This window comes from Ruegeria sp. YTSA219 (assembly GCF_059609985.1).
In genome coordinates, this window is the sequence record NZ_JBXWMT010000008.1 from 21,811 (window position 1) to 40,160 (window position 18,350).

Annotated in this window: 17 protein-coding genes; 4 read left to right on the forward strand and 13 right to left on the reverse strand. The window is 57.9% G+C overall.

What is annotated here, in order from left to right:
• Nucleotides 1-3: 3 nt before the first annotated feature.
• From AC2FFB_RS12435 to AC2FFB_RS12450, 4 genes are all read right to left on the reverse strand, one after another.
• Nucleotides 4-2,181: a heavy metal translocating P-type ATPase gene (locus AC2FFB_RS12435; RefSeq protein ID WP_496750788.1), complete on the reverse strand. Its 2,178-nt coding sequence runs from the start codon at nt 2,179-2,181 to the stop codon at nt 4-6.
• Nucleotides 2,182-2,184: 3 nt separating this feature from the next.
• Nucleotides 2,185-2,643, reverse strand: a complete 459-nt coding sequence (locus tag AC2FFB_RS12440; RefSeq protein ID WP_281973106.1) for a FixH family protein — start codon at nt 2,641-2,643, stop codon at nt 2,185-2,187.
• A gap of 2 nt (nt 2,644-2,645) precedes the next feature.
• Nucleotides 2,646-4,073: a cytochrome c oxidase accessory protein CcoG gene (gene ccoG / locus AC2FFB_RS12445; RefSeq protein WP_271949814.1), complete on the reverse strand. Its 1,428-nt coding sequence runs from the start codon at nt 4,071-4,073 to the stop codon at nt 2,646-2,648.
• 100 nt (nt 4,074-4,173) lie between these two features.
• Nucleotides 4,174-5,049: a LysR family transcriptional regulator gene (locus tag AC2FFB_RS12450; protein WP_271949812.1), complete on the reverse strand. Its 876-nt coding sequence runs from the start codon at nt 5,047-5,049 to the stop codon at nt 4,174-4,176.
• A 100-nt stretch (nt 5,050-5,149) separates the two neighbouring features.
• On the opposite strand from AC2FFB_RS12450, the gene AC2FFB_RS12455 reads away from it, so the two are divergent.
• A complete protein-coding gene (locus AC2FFB_RS12455; protein WP_496874970.1) occupies nt 5,150-5,332 on the forward strand; it encodes a hypothetical protein in 183 nt (60 codons plus the stop codon).
• 103 nt (nt 5,333-5,435) lie between these two features.
• On the opposite strand, the gene ccoP is transcribed toward AC2FFB_RS12455, so the two are convergent.
• The 4 genes from ccoP to ccoN are packed head-to-tail and all read right to left on the reverse strand — an operon-like array spanning nt 5,436 to nt 8,870.
• Entirely contained in the window at nt 5,436-6,299 is an 864-nt protein-coding gene (ccoP, locus tag AC2FFB_RS12460) for a cytochrome-c oxidase, cbb3-type subunit III (protein ID WP_142636939.1), read from the reverse strand.
• Nucleotides 6,296-6,508, reverse strand: a complete 213-nt coding sequence (locus AC2FFB_RS12465; RefSeq protein WP_142636941.1) for a cbb3-type cytochrome oxidase subunit 3 — start codon at nt 6,506-6,508, stop codon at nt 6,296-6,298. Before AC2FFB_RS12465 ends, ccoP begins: the two co-directional genes overlap by 4 nt.
• An 11-nt stretch (nt 6,509-6,519) precedes the next feature.
• Nucleotides 6,520-7,248 (reverse strand): cytochrome-c oxidase, cbb3-type subunit II, encoded by a 729-nt coding sequence (gene ccoO / locus AC2FFB_RS12470; protein ID WP_142636943.1) that lies wholly within the window; start codon nt 7,246-7,248, stop codon nt 6,520-6,522.
• Between the two features lie 14 nt (nt 7,249-7,262).
• Nucleotides 7,263-8,870, reverse strand: a complete 1,608-nt coding sequence (gene ccoN / locus AC2FFB_RS12475; protein WP_142636945.1) for a cytochrome-c oxidase, cbb3-type subunit I — start codon at nt 8,868-8,870, stop codon at nt 7,263-7,265.
• Nucleotides 8,871-9,065: 195 nt separating this feature from the next.
• Between ccoN and AC2FFB_RS12480 the strand changes: the two genes are divergently transcribed.
• The gene (locus AC2FFB_RS12480; protein ID WP_271949806.1) at nt 9,066-9,905 is read left to right on the forward strand and encodes a universal stress protein; all 840 of its coding nucleotides are present in this window, start codon (nt 9,066-9,068) and stop codon (nt 9,903-9,905) included.
• A gap of 28 nt (nt 9,906-9,933) precedes the next feature.
• Here the strand turns inward: AC2FFB_RS12480 and AC2FFB_RS12485 are convergent, their stop codons facing one another.
• Entirely contained in the window at nt 9,934-10,188 is a 255-nt protein-coding gene (locus AC2FFB_RS12485) for a GlsB/YeaQ/YmgE family stress response membrane protein (RefSeq protein WP_271949803.1), read from the reverse strand.
• 72 nt (nt 10,189-10,260) lie between these two features.
• Nucleotides 10,261-11,004 carry a transcriptional regulator FnrL gene (fnrL, locus tag AC2FFB_RS12490; protein ID WP_281973102.1) on the reverse strand — a complete coding sequence of 248 codons (744 nt, stop codon included), beginning with the start codon at nt 11,002-11,004 and terminating at the stop codon, nt 10,261-10,263.
• A 61-nt stretch (nt 11,005-11,065) separates the two neighbouring features.
• On the opposite strand from fnrL, the gene hemN reads away from it, so the two are divergent.
• Together hemN and AC2FFB_RS12500 are read left to right on the forward strand one after the other, a co-directional pair.
• Nucleotides 11,066-12,421 carry an oxygen-independent coproporphyrinogen III oxidase gene (gene hemN, locus AC2FFB_RS12495; RefSeq protein WP_281995392.1) on the forward strand — a complete coding sequence of 452 codons (1,356 nt, stop codon included), beginning with the start codon at nt 11,066-11,068 and terminating at the stop codon, nt 12,419-12,421.
• 207 nt (nt 12,422-12,628) lie between these two features.
• A complete protein-coding gene (locus tag AC2FFB_RS12500; protein WP_496842991.1) occupies nt 12,629-14,557 on the forward strand; it encodes an elongation factor G in 1,929 nt (642 codons plus the stop codon).
• Between the two features lie 19 nt (nt 14,558-14,576).
• On the opposite strand, the gene AC2FFB_RS12505 is transcribed toward AC2FFB_RS12500, so the two are convergent.
• Genes AC2FFB_RS12505 through AC2FFB_RS12515 form a run of 3 tightly spaced genes read right to left on the reverse strand, consistent with a single transcriptional unit; the run spans nt 14,577 to nt 18,343 of the window.
• On the reverse strand, nt 14,577-16,154 hold the full coding sequence (locus tag AC2FFB_RS12505) for an ABC transporter ATP-binding protein (protein WP_496874971.1): 1,578 nt from the start codon (nt 16,152-16,154) through the stop codon (nt 14,577-14,579).
• Nucleotides 16,151-17,257 carry an ABC transporter permease gene (locus AC2FFB_RS12510; RefSeq protein ID WP_142636960.1) on the reverse strand — a complete coding sequence of 369 codons (1,107 nt, stop codon included), beginning with the start codon at nt 17,255-17,257 and terminating at the stop codon, nt 16,151-16,153. Before AC2FFB_RS12510 ends, AC2FFB_RS12505 begins: the two co-directional genes overlap by 4 nt.
• The gene (locus tag AC2FFB_RS12515; RefSeq protein ID WP_142636962.1) at nt 17,258-18,343 is read right to left on the reverse strand and encodes a microcin C ABC transporter permease YejB; all 1,086 of its coding nucleotides are present in this window, start codon (nt 18,341-18,343) and stop codon (nt 17,258-17,260) included.
• Nucleotides 18,344-18,350 lie beyond the last annotated feature (7 nt).

Sequence of the window (18,350 nt, forward strand, 5' to 3'; positions counted from 1 at the left end):
AGATCACCTTAGCCGCAGCGCGTTCAGAGAAACGGTAATGGACGAGGTCGACATTGCCAATGCCGCGATCAGCGGCGTGGCTAGGCCCGCAACCGCCAGTGGCACTGCAATGATATTATAGATGGTTGCAATACGGAAGTTCTCGCGAATCCGTTTCGTTGCCTTAACCGCAGTATCGCAGGCACCCGCAATCGGCGACAGGTCGTTACCCAACAGCACGATATCGGATGCCACGCGCGCAGCATCTAGCGCCGAGGCCGGTGAAATCGACACATGCGCCGCGGCCAGCGCCGCCGTGTCGTTCAGCCCGTCACCAACCATCAGGACGTGGCAGCCTTGATCCCGCAGGCTTTGCACATGGGTTGCCTTGTCCTGCGGCAGGGCCTGCGCAATCCATGTCTCAATCCCCAGCTTACCGGCCAGCGTCTCAACCGCGCCTTGCGTATCGCCCGAGATCAAAATGACCTTTTTCCCCTCATCGCGAAACGCCTGAACCGCCTCAGCCGCACCGGCGCGCAATGTGTCCGAGAATAAGAACACTGAAGGCGCCCGCCCTGCTAACGACAGCCAGGCCGCAGTTTGTTCAGCCTCTTGCCCACCGGTCCATTCGGCGCGTCCCAGACGCACGGGATGGTCCTGAAAGATGCCTTCGGTGCCGTACCCCGGAACTTCAGAGATCCCCTCGACATTTGCGGGCGTGACCCCCGCTTGACGGGCAGCCTGCGCCAGCGCAACAGAGAGCGGGTGCGACGAGGCCTCGGCCAGTGCCAGTGCGATTTCCAGATCGCCGGGCGCATGATCCGCAAGATTGGTCAGCTCCGGCGTTCCCGAGGTCAGCGTTCCCGTCTTGTCGAACACAACCGTATCCACCTCGGCGAGGCGTTCCAGCGCTGTGGCGTGTTTGATCAGCATCCCTTTGCGGAACAACCGGCCCGAGGCCGCCGTCGTCACCGCCGGTACGGCCAGACCCAGCGCACAGGGGCAGGTGATGATCAGCACCGCCGCTGCGATATTCAGCGCGGTGCGGATATCGCCGGAATAGATATACCAGCCCAGAAAGCTCAGCGCCGACAGGATATGCACGCCCGGTGCATAAAGCTTGGCTGCCTTATCCGCCAGCGAAGTATAACGCGACCGCCCAGATTCCGCGATGGCCACAAGATCGGCCATGCGGTGCAGCGAGGTATCCTCACCCACGGCTGTCGCCCGTACGGTCAATGGACCCGTTAGATTTACCTCACCAGCACTGACCGTCAGACCGGTTTCCGCAAATACCGGCAAGGTTTCACCCGTCAGCAGCGATCGGTCGAGCTCGGATTGCCCGGAAACGATTTCGCCATCCACCGGCATTCGGCCTCCGGGACGTACCAGGATCAGATCACCCACGCTCAGCGTTGCGACAGGCACCTCAACTTCTTGACCATCGGCCAGCCTGATCGCGCGCGGAACTTCCAACGCGGTCAACTCCTCGGCTGCGGATCGGGCGGCGGCGCGAGTACGGTAATCCAGATAGCGACCGGCCAGCAGAAAGAACGTCAGGGTCAGGGCGGCGTCAAAATAGGCGTGCTCACCACTCAGCGCGGTTTCCCACAGCGATGTGGCCAATGCCAACAGGATTGCCAACACGATCGGCACATCCATATTCAGGCGACCGACGCGCAAGGCGCTCCAGGCATTGGCAAAGAAGGGCTGCGCCGAAAACGCGATCGCAGGCAAAGCAATCGCTGCCGAAATCCAGTGGAACATGTCGCGCGTTGCATCGGTTGCCCCTGACCAGACAGAGACAGACAGCAACATTACATTCATCGAGGCAAAACCAGCCACCGCCAACCGCATCAACAGGTCGCGACCAGCTTTGTCGGACTGCGTGGCAGACAGGGATCCAGGGTCCAGCTCGTGCGCCTCAAAGCCTGCGCGTTCAAGCACCGGGATCAGATCGGCGGCCCGCAGATCGGGCGCGGCTTTGACCATCGCGCGTTTCAAGGTCAGGTTCACGCGCGCGTCCTCGACTCCGGGCTGGGCATTCAATTCACGCTCGACCGTGGCAATACAGGCCGAGCAGTGAATTCCCGGCAATGACAGCGCGATCTGCACATCCTGCGGGATCGGCCTTGCGGGCTCTGCCGGGGCGGCGATACAGCCGGGGCAAGCTGCGGTGCCGGAGGACATCTGCGCAGACATCCCCTAGCCCTTCACATAAAGCGGCACGCGCTGTGCAAACTCGGCCCCGCTGTGATCTTTGGCAACCAGCCGAATGTTCCAGTTGCCCGGACCCAGCGATGCCGGAGTCGCATATGCAGTCCCGTCGAATGTGAAATCAGGAGCAAAATCATCTTTGACATGGGTCGCGCGGCCCACAACGGCCTGCAGGTCAGCCACCTTGACCGGTGCGCCCGTCTGATCGGTTATATGCAGGATCAGCAAGCCGCCCGACATCTCGGCGCGGATAAACCAGCCCAGCGCCTGATGTTCCTTCAGGCGTTCGTTGAATTCCTGGCTGGCCACATAAGAATTCTTGACCTCGAGCCCCGGAAAGGTCTTCACCGCGCTATAGGCCAGAACCAGGTTCACCGTGATGATCACGCCAAAGGATGCAACGAACACAGCCAGCGCATGTTTGCCGGTGAATTTACGTTCAGCCATGTTCAGTTCCCTCGTCCGTTAAACGTGGTGTCCTTATAGGCGCGCTCACCGCTCTGCAGGTCTTCGACCCAGATGCGGACCGGCGTCGTATCCAAAGTTGCTGGCCCGGTGTCGCCCGATGCGACGATGTAAACACGGGTCAACTGTGCCGTATCCGCCGTCACATTGACAGTCTCACCTTCAACCCCCTCGATCTGTATCTTCAGGGCCGGATCACCGGACAGGGTCAGTTGGAATGGGCGGTCCTCGCCATGTTTGTTCCGCAGTCGTACATCATAAGTGTTACGAATAGTGCCGTCAGAAAGGGTTACAAATGTCGGGTTTCGCACCGGCGCTACGGTCAGATCAATGTCAGACCGGATGAACAGGGCGAACAAAAGCGCGAAGCCAACCGCAGACCACATACCCGTATACATGATGGTCCGAGGCCGCAGGATGTGTTTCCAGACATTCTTGGGCGGATGACCGGCGCGTTCACTCGATTCGTCGCTCAACGCCATGTAGTCGATCAAGCCACGCGGCTTGCCAATTTTGGCCATCATGTCATCGCAAGCGTCGATGCACAGCGCACAGGTGATACATTCAAGCTGCTGACCGTCGCGGATGTCGATACCGACAGGGCAGACATTCACACAGGCCATGCAATCAATGCAGTCCCCAAGATCGGAATCCGCGGTCCGCTTGCCTTTGCCGCGCGGTTCACCGCGCCATTCGCGATACCCAACCACCAGAGTATCCTCGTCCATCATCGCGGCCTGAATGCGCGGCCAGGGACAGGCGTAAATACAGATCTGCTCGCGTGCGAACCCACCAAACAAAAAGGTCGTCCCCGTCAGGATCAATATGGTTGTATAGGCGACCGGATGTGCATCTCCGGTCACTAGGTCACGGACCAGCGTTGGCGCATCCGCGAAATAGAACACCCAGGCACCACCCGTTGCCAGACCAATAAACAGCCAAGCGACCCATTTGGTGACACGCAGCCTTGCTTTGTGGAAATCCATCTTTTTCTGACGATGCAGGCGCAGACGGGCGTTTCGATCACCTTCGATCCAGCGCTCGACCAAGATATACAAATCAGTCCAGACGGTCTGCGGGCAGGCATAGCCGCACCACACGCGCCCCAGCGCCGATGTAAACAGAAACAGGCCCAGACCGGCCATGATCAGCAACCCGGCCACGAAATAGAACTCGTGCGGCCAGATCTCGATCCAGAAAAAGTAAAAGCGCCGGTTGGCCAGATCCAGCAGCACCGCCTGGTCCGGGAGGCTGGGACCGCGATCCCATCTGATCCAGGGTGTGACGTAATAGATCCCCAGCGTGACCGCCATGATGAACCATTTCAGGTTGCGAAACGGGCCGGACACGCGGCGGGGAAAGATCGGTTCGCGCGCTGCGTATAGGCTGGGGGCGGGGTCGGAATCGCTCACGGGCTGGCTCCAGATGTAGCTGTTCTACGGCGTCTTCTTCCAGATCATACGGGCAGCCACTTTGACATGGGTCAAAAGCGCATCGTAAAGACACCTTTTGTCACATCTTACCAGCTTGCCGCCTGAGCCACCTGATAAATATCTTCACCCCAGGACGAAGCGGCATATTTCCGGTGACAATATGGTATCCGCGCCCGTCGGGTTCGCGGAACAGTTCGACCAATCGACCCGCAATGATATCCGCTTCGACAAAATGCCGCACGGTGGCCGTCACACCCTGCCCGGCGCGCACTCCCTCAAGCAGCAGGTTTCCCGGCAAGGCGATGCGGCCAGCGCCGGGGCTATGGCCCACGCCGTGACGGGCCAGCCATTGCGTTGCCTCCGTTGTGCCGAACTCCTCAAGCCAGGGCAGACGGCTGAGTGCTTTAGGTGTCACAGGTGCCCGCCCAGTCAACAGGGATGGCGCGGCGACAATCACGATCGGACTTTGCAACAGCAGTTCGGCCGTCACATCGGGCCAGTCCCCTGCCCCATATCTGATCGCCAGATCCACGCCGCCCGGGCGCAGATCGACCAACCGGGGCGAGGGATCCAGCGCAAGGTGAATGCCTGGATGCTCGGCCTGAAATGCGGGCAAGCGCGGCATAAGCCATGAAGCTGCGAAAGAGGCCGTCAGCGATACGTGGACCGGGCGATCCTCGGTTGCACGCTTCAGGTCAGTGACCGCCGCACCTATGGCCCCAAATCCCAAATGCAGGGCACGCGCCAGAACCTTGCCCTCGGCCGTCAGGGTCATGGATTTACCGGATCGGTCCAGAAGGGCCAGATCCAGGTGTTTTTCAAGCGCACGCAGTTGTTGGCTGATCGCTGCGTGACTGACATTCAGCGACGCCCCTGCCTGAACAACATTTCCAGTCTCAGCAAAGGCAGAAAAGGCGCGCAAAGCCGCAAGCGGCGGCATATCCATCCAGTTCATCTGTAAGTCCTACTTACATATTGGAATGGTAATTGAGTCGCATTTATCAGGCTAAAGATCAATCCTGATAACAGCGGCAACACAATCCAGGAGGGATCAGATGCTTGCGATACTGGCACGAAGTTTCATGGTAGCCACCAAAACAGAGGCTGACGGCAAAGGCACTGGCACAGATAGCCGCGACCTTGCGCGCGGCAGTTGGCTGCCGGACCATCACTGGTGGATTGAAAAGTCTGGCCCGCGCGAAAAGGCGCATCTGGACTGCACCAATGGGGGCCTGTAGTCTGAAAATAGTAGCACCGGCTGTTCAGGAAACGCGCGAACAGAGAGAACAGCCGGTGCCTTAACCTTCGGGCGGCGAACCGTCCGAAGGTATTCTTTTGGCCTTACTGACCGCCACCCAACTGGTGGACATAGGCCGTCACAGCGCGGATCTGCGCGTCGGTAAGGCGGTTTTCCCAAGCAGGCATTACACCGAAACGGCTATTGGTCACGGTCTCAGTCAATGCCTCTGCGTCGCCACCATAGAGCCAGATCGCATCGGTCAGGTTGGGTGCGCCCTGAAAGACGTCACCAGTGCCATCCTCGCCATGACAGGACGAACAGTTATCTTCGAAGACGACCTTGCCTGCCTGCGCAGCTACGTCATCAGTCTGCGCATTGGTCAGGGACATCACGTATTGAACCACTTGGGTGATCTCGTCATGTTCCAGGATTTCGCCAAATGCAGGCATTTCGGAATAGCGCGCATCGTCGCTTTCCTCGTTGCGAATGCCATAGGCGATTGTGGTCTCGATATCCTCAAGCGAACCGCCCCACAGCCAGGCGTCATCCAGCAGGTTCGGGAATCCTGGTGCACCCTGCGCGCCTGAGCCGTGGCATTGCGCACACCAGGTACGGAACACCGCGCCCCCGGCATTCGCCGCGTATTGCTGCAGTTCGGGATCTGCCGAGATATCTTCAAGCGATGTTTCCACAAGCTTGGCGTTCCAAGGGGCATTCGCCTCTTCAAACGCAATCATCTCTTCTTGTACCAGAGCGCGAGAGGACCAGCCCAAAACGCCAGCAGTGGCGGATTGAACCAAGGGCCATGCGGGATACATGATCGTATAGATCACCGCCCAGAAGATGGTGGCGTAGAATGTCCACAACCACCAGCGCGGCATCGGGTTTTCGAATTCTTCGATACCATCCCAGCTGTGGCCGGTTGTACTCGGATCACCCGGCTGTTTTTCAGGTGTCTTGCTCATTGCCGCGCCTCCTTGGATGTGGCGGGATTGTCGTCGCCCCGCAGGGGCGCTGGTGCATCATCATGCCGAAACGGGATATTCGCGGTGTCCTTGTATTCCTTGCTGGAACCCGGGCGAAAAACCCAGATTATGATCCCAACAAAGAAAACAAAGAGCAGCAGCAACATCCAGCTATCCGCGAATTGCCGTAAGAGTGTATATTCTTCCATCACACCCTCCTTTACCGGTTCGCGTCTGGGGTGAAGGTCGAGAAATCGACCAGCGTTCCCAGCATCTGCAGATAAGCGACCATCGCATCCGCTTCGGTCAGCTCGGGCTGACCATCGAAGTTCCGCACGCTGACCTTGTCACCATAGCGTTCCAGCAGGCCGTCATAGTCACTGTCGGGATCGGCCTGCGCCCGGAAATCCGCCACGGCGTTCTCCAGCATCTCTTCGGTATAGGGCGTGCCTACCAGCGCATTCGCCTTCATGACATCACCGATATACTTACCGTCAATCTTGCGATGCTCGAGGAAGCCGTATTTCGGCATTACAGATTCAGGCACCACCGACTGCGGGTTGCGCAGGTGATCCACATGCCACTGGTCAGAATAACGACCACCGACACGGGCCAGATCAGGGCCGGTGCGTTTGGACCCCCACTGGAACGGATGATCATACATTGATTCAGCCGCCAGCGAGTAGTGGCCATAGCGCTCGACCTCATCCCGCATCGGGCGGATCATCTGACTGTGGCAGACATAGCAGCCTTCGCGGATATAGATGTCACGGCCCGCCATTTCCAAGGGGGTGTAAGGGCGCATGCCCTCCACCTTTTCGATGGTGTTCTCAAGATAGAACAGCGGGGTGATCTGCACGATGCCACCGATGGTCACGACCAGGAAGCTGAAGATCAGCAGGAGGGTCGCGTTGGTCTCGAGGATCTTATGTTTGTCGAGAATTGCCATTGCTCCGGCCCTCCTTATTCAGCCGGGACCGCGACGGTCAGGCTGGCCTCTTTGGCCGGCGCTTTCCGCACAGTCATCCACAGGTTGTAGCACATGATCAGCGCCCCAGCGAGGAACATGACCCCACCCAGAGCTCGCACCACATACATCGGGAACTTGGCAGCCACGGTGTCGGCGAACGAGTTCACAAGGAAACCGTTGGCATCCACTTCGCGCCACATCAGGCCTTCCATGATACCTGTCACCCACATCGACGCGGCGTAGAGCACGATGCCGATAGTGGCGAGCCAGAAGTGCCAGCTGACCATCTGCAACGAATACAGACGCTCACGCTTCCACAAGACGGGCACCAGGAAGTACAGCGCACCAAAGGTGATCATGCCGTTCCAGCCCAGCGCACCCGAATGCACGTGACCAATGGTCCAGTCGGTATAGTGGCTCAAAGAGTTAACCGCTCGGATCGACATCATCGGGCCCTCAAAAGTGGACATGCCATAGAAGCCGACCGAAATCACCATCATCCGGATCACCGGGTCCGTACGCAGCTTGTCCCACGCACCCGATAGGGTCATCAGGCCGTTGATCATGCCACCCCAGGACGGCATCCACAGCACGATCGAGAACACCATGCCCAGTGTCGAGGCCCAGTCGGGCAGCGCTGTATAGTGCAAATGGTGCGGACCAGCCCAGATATACAGGAAGATCAGCGCCCAGAAGTGGATGATCGACAGCTTGTAACTGAACACCGGACGTTCGGCCTGTTTCGGGATGAAATAGTACATCATGCCCAGGAAACCGGCTGTCAGGAAAAAGCCCACAGCATTGTGGCCGTACCACCACTGGATCATTGCGTCCTGAACGCCTGACCAGACGATGACAGATTTCGAACCCCAGATGCTGACAGGGATAGTCATGTTGTTGACCAGATGCAGCATGGCGACGGTAACGATAAAGGCCAGGTAGAACCAGTTCGCCACATAGATATGAGGCTCTTTCCGCCTGACGATTGTTCCCAGGAACACGGCAAGATAGGCCACCCAGACGATGGTCAGCCACAGATCGACATACCACTCCGGCTCGGCGTATTCCTTGGACTGGGTTCCGCCCAGCACATACCCGGTCGCAGCCAGCACAATGAACAGCTGATAGCCCCAGAAAACGAACCATGCCAGATTGCCGCCCCACAGGCGCGCGGCGCTGGTCCGCTGGACGACGTAGAAGGACGTAGCGATTAGTGCGTTGCCGCCAAAGGCAAAGATAACCGCCGATGTATGCAGCGGACGCAATCGGCCAAAATTCAGATATCCTTGTGCCCATTCAAAGTTCAGCACCGGATAGGCCAGCTGAAAGGCGATGAATGTCCCGGCAAGAAAACCAACCACGCCCCAAAAGGCCGTCGCGATTACGCCGTAACGGACCACATCGTCCATGTATTCGCCTGAACGATCTATGAGGATATCTGGCTCATCCGTGTTTCTAAGCGTCCAGATGAACAATCCCGCGGCGATCAACATCACCAGAATTGCATGCACCTGATACGCCAAATCGCGTGCATAATTGGTCCCGATCGCTGCAAACAGCACGATCAGACCAAGCACGATCAGCTTGATGTAATTTGACATATTGCGTCCCTTTGCCATGCTCCGCGCGATTCTTTTTTGTCGCGGAACCCATTTGACTGGTCGTTGTTTTGTCCGAGGACAGCCCAAACTGCTTTGATCTGTATCAAGACAGAATAGCGAATATTGTGACAAGGCTACAGAAATGATTTGGCCGGAATGTCGCGGACGGAACGGCCCTGGAGGCAAGAGGTCAAGATGGCGTATAAATCCCTTCTCACAGTTCTAACGGAAACGGAACAATCGGCCCCGGCGCTGGCACAAATGGCAGCCCTGGCCACAGCCCAGGATGCGCATGCCGAAGCCCTGTGCCTGGGGGTCGATCGCAGTCAGACCGGTTATTACTATGCTGGCGCCAACGCGCTGATTCTGCAGGAGACCCTGTCCCGCGCCAAAGCAGAGGCGGAGGACACCCTGCACTATGCAGAGACCTATCTGAACAGTTCCGGCGTACGCTGGTCTGCAGAAAGCGGCGTGGCCCAGATTGCCGATATTGGTCGCCACGTTGCCCATCGGGCGCGGTTCTCGGACCTTGTTATTCTGCCGCAACCTTACGGAAAAGACCGCAGCGTCGAAGCAGAGCCTATCGTCGAGGCAGCCATGTTCGAAGGTCACGCTCCGGTTCTGGTCATACCCGAAAACACGACGCCTTTTGACAAGCCCGGTACTGTCTTGGTCGGCTGGAACGAAAGCGTCGAGGCCATGCGCGCCATTCGCTGCGCCCTACCCTTCCTGATCGAGGCCGATCAGGTGCGGATCGTGGTGATCGACCCACCAACGCATGGGCCGGATCGCTCGGACCCCGGTGGGTTGTTGTCCCAGATGCTGTCACGCCACGGAGTTAAGTGCGAAATCGACGTGCTCAGCAAAACAATGTCGCGTGTATCGGACATCCTGAACCGCCATGCGACGGATACCGAAACAGATATGATCGTCATGGGCGCCTATGGGCATTCCCGATTCCGAGAAGCCATCCTGGGCGGCGCGACACGCAATATGCTGGAACAATCGACTGTTCCGGTGTTCATGGCACATTGAAACGGCAGAGCCGCCCAGCGGGCGGCTTTTACCCGCGTTTCACAAGGCCGATCAGGAAAAGCAGAATGATCGCCCCGATGGTGGCGAAAATAATGGACGAGACCAGACCGCCGCCAACGGCAAAGCCAAGGGCCGGGAAAATCACCCCCGCCAGAAATGCGCCAACTACGCCGACGATGATGTTGCCAATCAGGCCGAATCCCCGACCTTCCATGATCTTTCCGGACAACCATCCCGCGATGGCACCAATAAGCAGCATGGCCAAAAGGCTGCTGAATCCCATGACTTACTCCTGACGCAGTTTCACTGGTCCCACTAAACCACGGTTAAGACAACGGGTCACGCCGTATGTGAATCACACCAGATATCCGCCATCGGAATCGTCGCCTGCCTCTTCCATCAACCGGCCCATATCCGGAACAGATACACGGCGCTTTCCTTCTAGCAAGATGATCTCGTCTTTCTTCAAGGCGGATATCTGACGGCTGACAGTTTCCAGTGTAAGGCCAAGGTAGTCTGCCATCGCCTCGCGCGTCAGCGGAAGATCAAAAACGATTGGGCTGGAACTCCCGTTCTGCCCAATCGACGCATCCCGGCGCGCGATGATGGACAACAGGCTTGCGATTTTTTCGCGCGCAGTCTTGCGTCCCAGCACCAGCATCCATTCACGGGCAGCGTCCAGCTCATCCAATGTCATCTGAAGCAAACGATGCGCGATATGCGGAGTCGCACCCATCAGTTCTTCGAACGGCTTCTTACGGAAACAGCACATGACAATGTCAGTCGTTGCCACGACGTCGTAAGGCGCTGAATCTCGACCTGGACGACCGACGAAATCGCTGGGCAGCAAAAGGCCAACCATCTGCGTGCGCCCATCTTCCATGGTCTGAGTCAAAGAAGCGATCCCCGACACGACCGAGCCCACGAAATTCATCTGATCACCGGACCAGATGATTGTCTGCCCAGCCTCGAAGCTGCGATAATATTTAATACCTTCAAGAAGCTCCAGCTCATGAACATCGCAATGCGCACAGACTGCTCTGTGGCGGATTGGACAATCTTCACAGTTTGTATGATCGATTTTGAAAATCTGTGTCATGCGCGTTCCCACTTGATCTCTATCAAGGTTGCTAGGCGTGCCGTCCTCTAACGGTATCGCCATGATAGTTAAACCACAACTTGCAAAGCTTGGACTATTTGACGCGAAAGTACCGCGCTACACAAGCTATCCAACAGCCCCTCACTTCAACAATGATGTGGGGGTAAACCTTTACGAAGACTGGATTACCGGCATTAAACCCGGCAGCTCCGTCTCGTTGTACATACACGTGCCCTTCTGCCGCAGGCTGTGTTGGTTTTGTGCCTGCCGAACACAGGGGACGCAAACTGACAACCCGGTCATCGCCTATGTCGACGTCCTCAAGGCCGAGCTTGATCTGCTGGCCGCGCGCCTGCCTCAAGGCGTCACCCTCTCGCGTCTGCACTGGGGCGGCGGCACACCAACGCTGTTGAATCCCGATCTGATGCGAGATCTGGCCACACGCATTCTGGATGTTATCCCGCTGGGCCCGGGTGCTGAATTCTCGGTCGAAATCGACCCGAACGAGATTGACCAAGCCCGACTGGACGCGCTGGCCGAAGCGGGCATGAACCGTGCCTCGATCGGCGTGCAGGATTTCGACGATGAGATTCAGAAAACTATCGGTCGCGTCCAAAGCTATGACACCACGCGCGCAGCTGTGGACATGATCCGTGCCCGCGGCATTACCAGTCTGAACGCAGATATCCTGTACGGTCTGCCGCATCAGACCAAATCAAGGATGACTGAAAGCGTACAGAAACTGCTGTCACTGAACCCCGACCGCGTTGCGCTGTACGGATACGCCCACGTGCCGTGGATGGCCAAGCGGCAACAGTTGATTCCTTCGGACGCATTGCCCACGCCCGAGCAACGTCTGGAGCTGTTCGAGACGGCGCGTCGACTGTTCCTCTGGGATGATTACGCCGAGATCGGAATTGACCACTTTGCCACGCAGGATGATGGTCTGACACATGCGCTCAGGACCGGGCGACTGAAACGGAACTTTCAGGGTTATACGGATGATCAAGCCGAGGTGCTGATCGGTGTGGGCGCAAGCTCGATCTCGCGGTTTCCTCAGGGCTACGCCCAGAACGCACCGGCAACATCGGCCTATACGAAAGCCATCCGCGAGGGGCGCTTTTCGACCTCGCGCGGGCATTTGTTCAAAGGGCAGGACATTTTGCGCGCACGTCTGATCGAAGCGCTGATGTGTGATTTTCAGATCAATTCGGCTGAGATTCTGCGTGACCACAACATATCCGCCCAAGAGCTGAACGAGATGTTCCAGAAGGCCAATGCCGACTTCAACAATCTGCTACACGTCACCAAGGATGGCCTGTTCATTCCACCCGAGGCCCGGCCGCTGACCCGAATGATTGCCCGCAGCTTTGACGCCTATGACCTGAGCAAGGCAGGCCACAGCTCGGCGATCTGATCGCTTACAGGTGGGCCCGGTTGTGCGGCCCGCCGCTTAGATACCAGTACAGGGGCTTGACGCGAGCCTCTGGTTGTCTTCACACTTGGGCGGAACGATCCGAACCCTGAGGCAGGTGAATTCGCAGTCAGTCCTCGCCCACGCAGCCGTGTGGGTCGGCCCTTTTCGTGCAGGTATTACTGCAACCTGAAAAGAGGGACATCACTCATGCGCGTATTCACCGTCCTCGGCCCCAGCCAATCTGGCAAGACAACCCTGGTCGAGGCCATAAGCCGTCTCGACAACCGACCCACCACATTCGATGTCTCCGGAACCGTGCACTTGCACGGTTTTTCTTACTTGGACGAGCCCTGGTGCGCGATCGACGTGGACGGGGGCAGCGACAATCTGGGTTATGTCGGACCAGCCATGGCGATTTCGGATGCGGCGGTTGTGGTTGTCCCGCCGGACCCAGACGCGGCTGTCTTGTGCGCGCCCTATCTGCGGCTGGTTGAAGAGGCGGGCATTCCCTGTTTCCTGTTCATCAATCGGATGGATGCCCCAAATGGCCGTATCCGGGATATCATCGCCGCGCTACAGACCTACTGCACCCACCACATCGCCCTACGTCAGGTCCCTATTCGCGACGGCGAGACAATAGTCGGCGCGGTCGATCTGATCTCGGAGCGGGCTTGGAAATATCAGGAAGGCCAGCCCTCGGCCCTGATCGAACTGCCGCACTCGGTCGAGGACCGCGAACAAGAAGCCCGCACCGAGCTGCTAGAGACGCTGTCGGACTTTGACGATCACCTGTTAGAGCAGCTGATCGAAGACAAACAGCCCGCAAGTGCCGAGATCTACGATCTGGCCGCGCAGGTTTTGCAGAACCACCAGTTGATCCCCGCCTGTCTGGGCGCGGCCAGCCATGGCAATGGCCTGACCCGCCTGATGAAAGCCCTGCGGCACGAAGCCCCTGAGTTCAACCTTGCCGCCAACCGCGATGAGGCCACCGAGACTGCCCGCGCCATTGCGGGATTCGCGGACGTGAAGAAACATATCGGCAAGATCATCGTCCTTCGTGGCTTGGGAGATGGCGTGCGTGCGCATGAAGCTTTGGGAGGTGAGACGGTCGGCAATCTGACGACACTTGACGCCAAGACCCAGATTTCCGGGCTGGAGGCAGGTCAGATCGGGCTGGCCGTGAAATCCGATCACCTGATCCCCGGCAATATTTACGACAGCAAATCCGAATCTCCGTTGCCGGAATGGGCATCATCACATCCAGTCGCCCAACGTCAGATCGTATCACCCGCGCATGAGCGAGATGACGTGCGCCTGTCGAACGCTCTGACCCGTCTGGTCGAGATCGACCCCGGTCTCCATCTGGAGCAGGATGAGCTGAGCGGCCATGCGGTGCTGGGCTCTCAAGGCCCGCAGCACATGCGCCGGATCACCGCCAAACTGGCCGAAGATTTCGGGATCGAAATCGTGGCCGACCCGATCGAGACCGCCTATCGCGAAACCATCCGTGCGCCCATCGAACACCGCCACCGTCACCGCAAGCAATCCGGTGGTGCGGGTCAGTTTGCAGATGTCGTGATCTCGGTCACGCCCATGCCGCGCGGATCAGGGTTTCAGTTCGAAGAGATCGTGAAAGGCGGTTCGGTGCCGCGCAACTATATTCCTTCAGTTGAACACGGGGCCAAGGACGCGCTGGAGCAGGGGCCTGAGGGCTTCCCTGTTGTTGATGTCAAAATCACGCTGAGTGACGGCAAACACCACAATGTGGACAGTTCCGATTATGCTTTCCGCACCGCAGGCAAGAACGCCGTACGCGAGGCGCTGCCTCAGGCCAAACCGGTGGTCCTGCAACCCATTCTGAACGCAGAGATTCACCTGCCATCCGATTTCGTCGGTGATCTTGTTCCCACGATCAGTTCCTTACAGGGTCAAGTGCTGGGATTCGAAGGCAACCCCAACGCTTCGGGCTGGGAGATTTTCAATGCCCAACTTCCTGCCGTGGCCGAGGATGAGTTGCATCGCACCCTGGCCAGCGCCACGCGCGGCACCGGTTGGGTAAAGTTAAGCTTTGATCACTATGAAGAACTGCGCGGCCCGATACCGAAAGCGGCAACACGGGAAACCGCAAACGCATGAAAAACACGGCGAGCGGGCTTCAGCCCGCTGCCGCAATCAATTCGCGGGTGTAATCTGTCTGCGCGTTTTCGAACAGGTCTTCGGCAGCGCCCATTTCAATCACGTCACCGTTCCGCATTACGATGACATTATGTGACATCGCCCGGACCACTTTTAGGTCATGGCTGATGAACAGATATGCCAACCCGTATTTCCGCTGCAGTTCCCGCAGCAAGTCTACGATCTGCACCTGAACCGTCATGTCAAGCGCGCTTGTCGGCTCATCCAGCACCAGAAGTTTGGGACGGAGCACCATCGCCCGTGCGATGGCGATACGCTGCCGCTGCCCGCCCGAGAACTCGTGCGGATACCGGTCCATCGACGCCGGGTCCAACCCCACTTCGGTCATCACATCCGCCACCAGATCGCGCGGGGCGCGGTGTGGATCAACCTTGTGGATTGCCAGACCCTCGGCGATGATTTGCATACAGGTCATGCGCGGGCTCAGGCTTCCAAACGGGTCCTGAAACACAATCTGCATATCCTTGCGCAACCGGCGCAATTCGCGTGTGGACCAACGGCGCACATCCTGGTCGCGAAATGTGATACCACCCTCGGACGCGATCAGCCGCATGATGGCCAGCGCCAACGTGGTCTTGCCCGACCCGCTTTCGCCCACGATCCCCACGGTTTCGCCGGCGCGCACGCTGAGGCTGGCGTCATTCACCGCCTTAACATGGCCGACAGTTCGCTTGAGAAAGCCGCGCTGGATCGGGAACCAGACTTTCAGGTGATCGGTGCGGGCGACCTCTTCTGCATCCGCGGCGACCGGATCGGGTTGGCCCGACGGTTCGGCCGCCAGCAATTTCCGGGTATAGGGATGCTGAGGGTTCTCGAAGATGTCCGCGGTTGCACCGGCTTCGACAATCTCTCCGTCCTTCATGACGCAAACTCGGTCGGCGATCCGGCGCACGATGCCAAGGTCATGGGTGATGAACAGCATTCCCATGTTTTCGGCTTTCTGCAGGTCTGCCAGCAACTCGAGTATCTGTGCCTGTATGGTCACGTCCAGTGCCGTGGTCGGTTCATCTGCGATCAGAATGTCCGGCTTATTGGCCAGCGCCATGGCGATCATGACGCGCTGCCGCTGTCCGCCCGAAAGTTGGTGCGGATAGCTGTCCAACCGATCCTTCGGGTCCCGGATGCCAACCTTCGTCAGCAACTCGACAATCCGATCACGGGCCGCGTCGCCCACCACCCCCTGATGCAGTGCCAGCGATTCTGCCATCTGCTTCCGGATCGTGTGCAACGGGTTCAACGATGTCATCGGTTCTTGAAAGATGAAGCTGATGTCGTTGCCGCGCACATCCATCAGATGTTGCTCGGACGTCCCGATCATCTCTTGCCCGTCATATTTCACCGAACCTTCGACAATCGCGCTGTCTCCCAACAGCGAGACGGTCGACAAGGCGGTCACAGATTTTCCGGACCCGGATTCCCCTACCAAAGCCACGGTTTCCCCACGATCCACCGTGAAGGACACGCCCTTGACCGCCGCACTGACCTGCCCGTCCTGCCGGAACGAAACCTTGAGGTTGTCTACATCCAGCAGGCTCATGAGAAGGTCTTTCTGGGATCAAACGCATCGCGGACGCCTTCGAAAATGAAGACCAGAAGCGACAGCATGATGGCAAAGGTGAAAAAGGCGGTAAAGGCCAGCCAAGGGGCCTGCAAGTTCTGTTTTGCCTGCAAGGTCAGCTCGCCAAGTGACGGAGCCGAGGACGGCAGGCCGAAGCCCAGAAAATCCAGCGATGCAAGCCCGCCAATCGTTCCGGTGACGATGAAGGGCATGAAGGTCAGCGTGGCGACCATTGCATTGGGCAGCATGTGGCGGAACATGATCGTCCTGTTGCTGACGCCCAACGCCCGCGCCGCCCGGACATATTCAAGGTTTCGCGCCCGTAGGAACTCTGCTCGGACAACGCCAACCAATCCGGTCCAGCTGAACAGGATCATGAGCAACACCAGCAACCAGAAACTGCGCCCTAGAATAGCGAACATGATGATGATCACATAAAGCGATGGGGTGGCCGACCAAATCTCGATGATCCGTTGAAAGATCAAATCCAGCCAGCCGCCAAAAAAGCCCTGAATGGCGCCTGCGAAGATACCGATCAGGCTGGCAACACCTGTGACCATCAGCGTGAACAGAATGGACAGACGGAACCCATAGATCACCCGTGCAAGCACATCGCGCTTGGTGTCATCGGTGCCAAGCAGGTTCTGACCATTGGGCGGCAGTGGGGCTGCGCCCGGCCGATCAACGCTGGTTTTGAAAGAGTATGGGATCAGCGGCCAGATGGCCCAGCCGCGCTCGAACCCGTCGGCGGCAAAGGATCCGGCCTCGATCTGTTCGATAATGCCGTCAGGATCGTCAAAGCACTGATCCAAACCGCCACTGTCTATCAGACAACGCACTTCGGGGTCGCGATAGATTGCTTCGGTTTGGAAATCACCGCCAAACTCGGTCTCTGGGTAGAAATTGAAGATCGGCGTATAAAGCTCACCGCGGTATTTCACGAGGATCGGTTTGTCATTTGCGATAAATTCAGCAAATAGCGACAGGCCGAACAGGATCGAGAAGATGATCAGCGACCAGAACGCCCGGCCATTCCGGCGGAAGTTGCGCCACCGGCGCTGATTCAGGGGGGAAAGCGCCATTTACCCCTCCCGCTTTTCAAAGTCGATGCGCGGATCAACCAACACATACATCAGATCACTGATGATGCCGACCACCAAACCCATCAGGCCAAAGATGAACAGGGTCCCGAAAATAACCGGGTAATCCCGCGCCACGGCGGCCTCGAAGCCCAACCGGCCCAATCCATCCAGCGAAAAGATGGTTTCGATGATGATTGACCCTCCGAAAAACACACCGATGAAGACGGCCGGAAAACCCGCGATTACGATCAGCATCGCATTGCGGAATACGTGGCCATACAGCACCCGGCTTTCGCTCAGGCCCTTGGCGCGTGCGGTCATGACATATTGCTTTTTGATCTCGTCCAGAAACGAGTTTTTGGTCAGCAAGGTGAGCGTTGCGAAGGCCGATATGGTCAGCGCCAGGATCGGCAACGCGATATGCCAGAAGTAATCGGCAATCTTGCCAAATACACTCAGGCTGTCCCAGTTGTCCGAGGTAAGCCCCCGCAACGGAAAGATCTGCCAATAGGACCCACCGGCAAATAGCACCAGCAGCAAAATGGCGAACAGAAATCCCGGGATGGCATAGGCCACGATGATGGCGCCACTGGTCCAGGTGTCAAAGCTTGATCCGTCCCTGATCGCCTTGCGAATACCCAGAGGGATCGACACCAGATAGGCAATCAGCGTCGACCAAAGCCCCAGCGAAATAGACACCGGCATCTTTTCCAGTACCAGATCGGTCACACTGATCGACCGGAAATAGCTCTCGCCAAAATCCAAAGTCAGGTAATTACCCATCATATTCAGAAACCGTTCCAAGGGCGGTTTGTCGAACCCGAATTCTTTTTCCAGTTCTTCGATGAATTCAGGCGGCAGGCCACGCCCGCCGATATAACGATCATTTGTGCCGCCGGTCTGCTGTTCGATATCGCCGCCACCGCCAGCGATACCTTCAAATACATCTCCACCACCCTCCATCTGGGCGATGATCTGTTCAATCGGGCCGCCTGGCACAAACTGCACAAGGGTGAAGTTGACGATCATGATTCCCAGCAGTGTGGGAATGACCAGCAGCAGGCGTCTTAGAATATATGCTCCCATTTGGGCG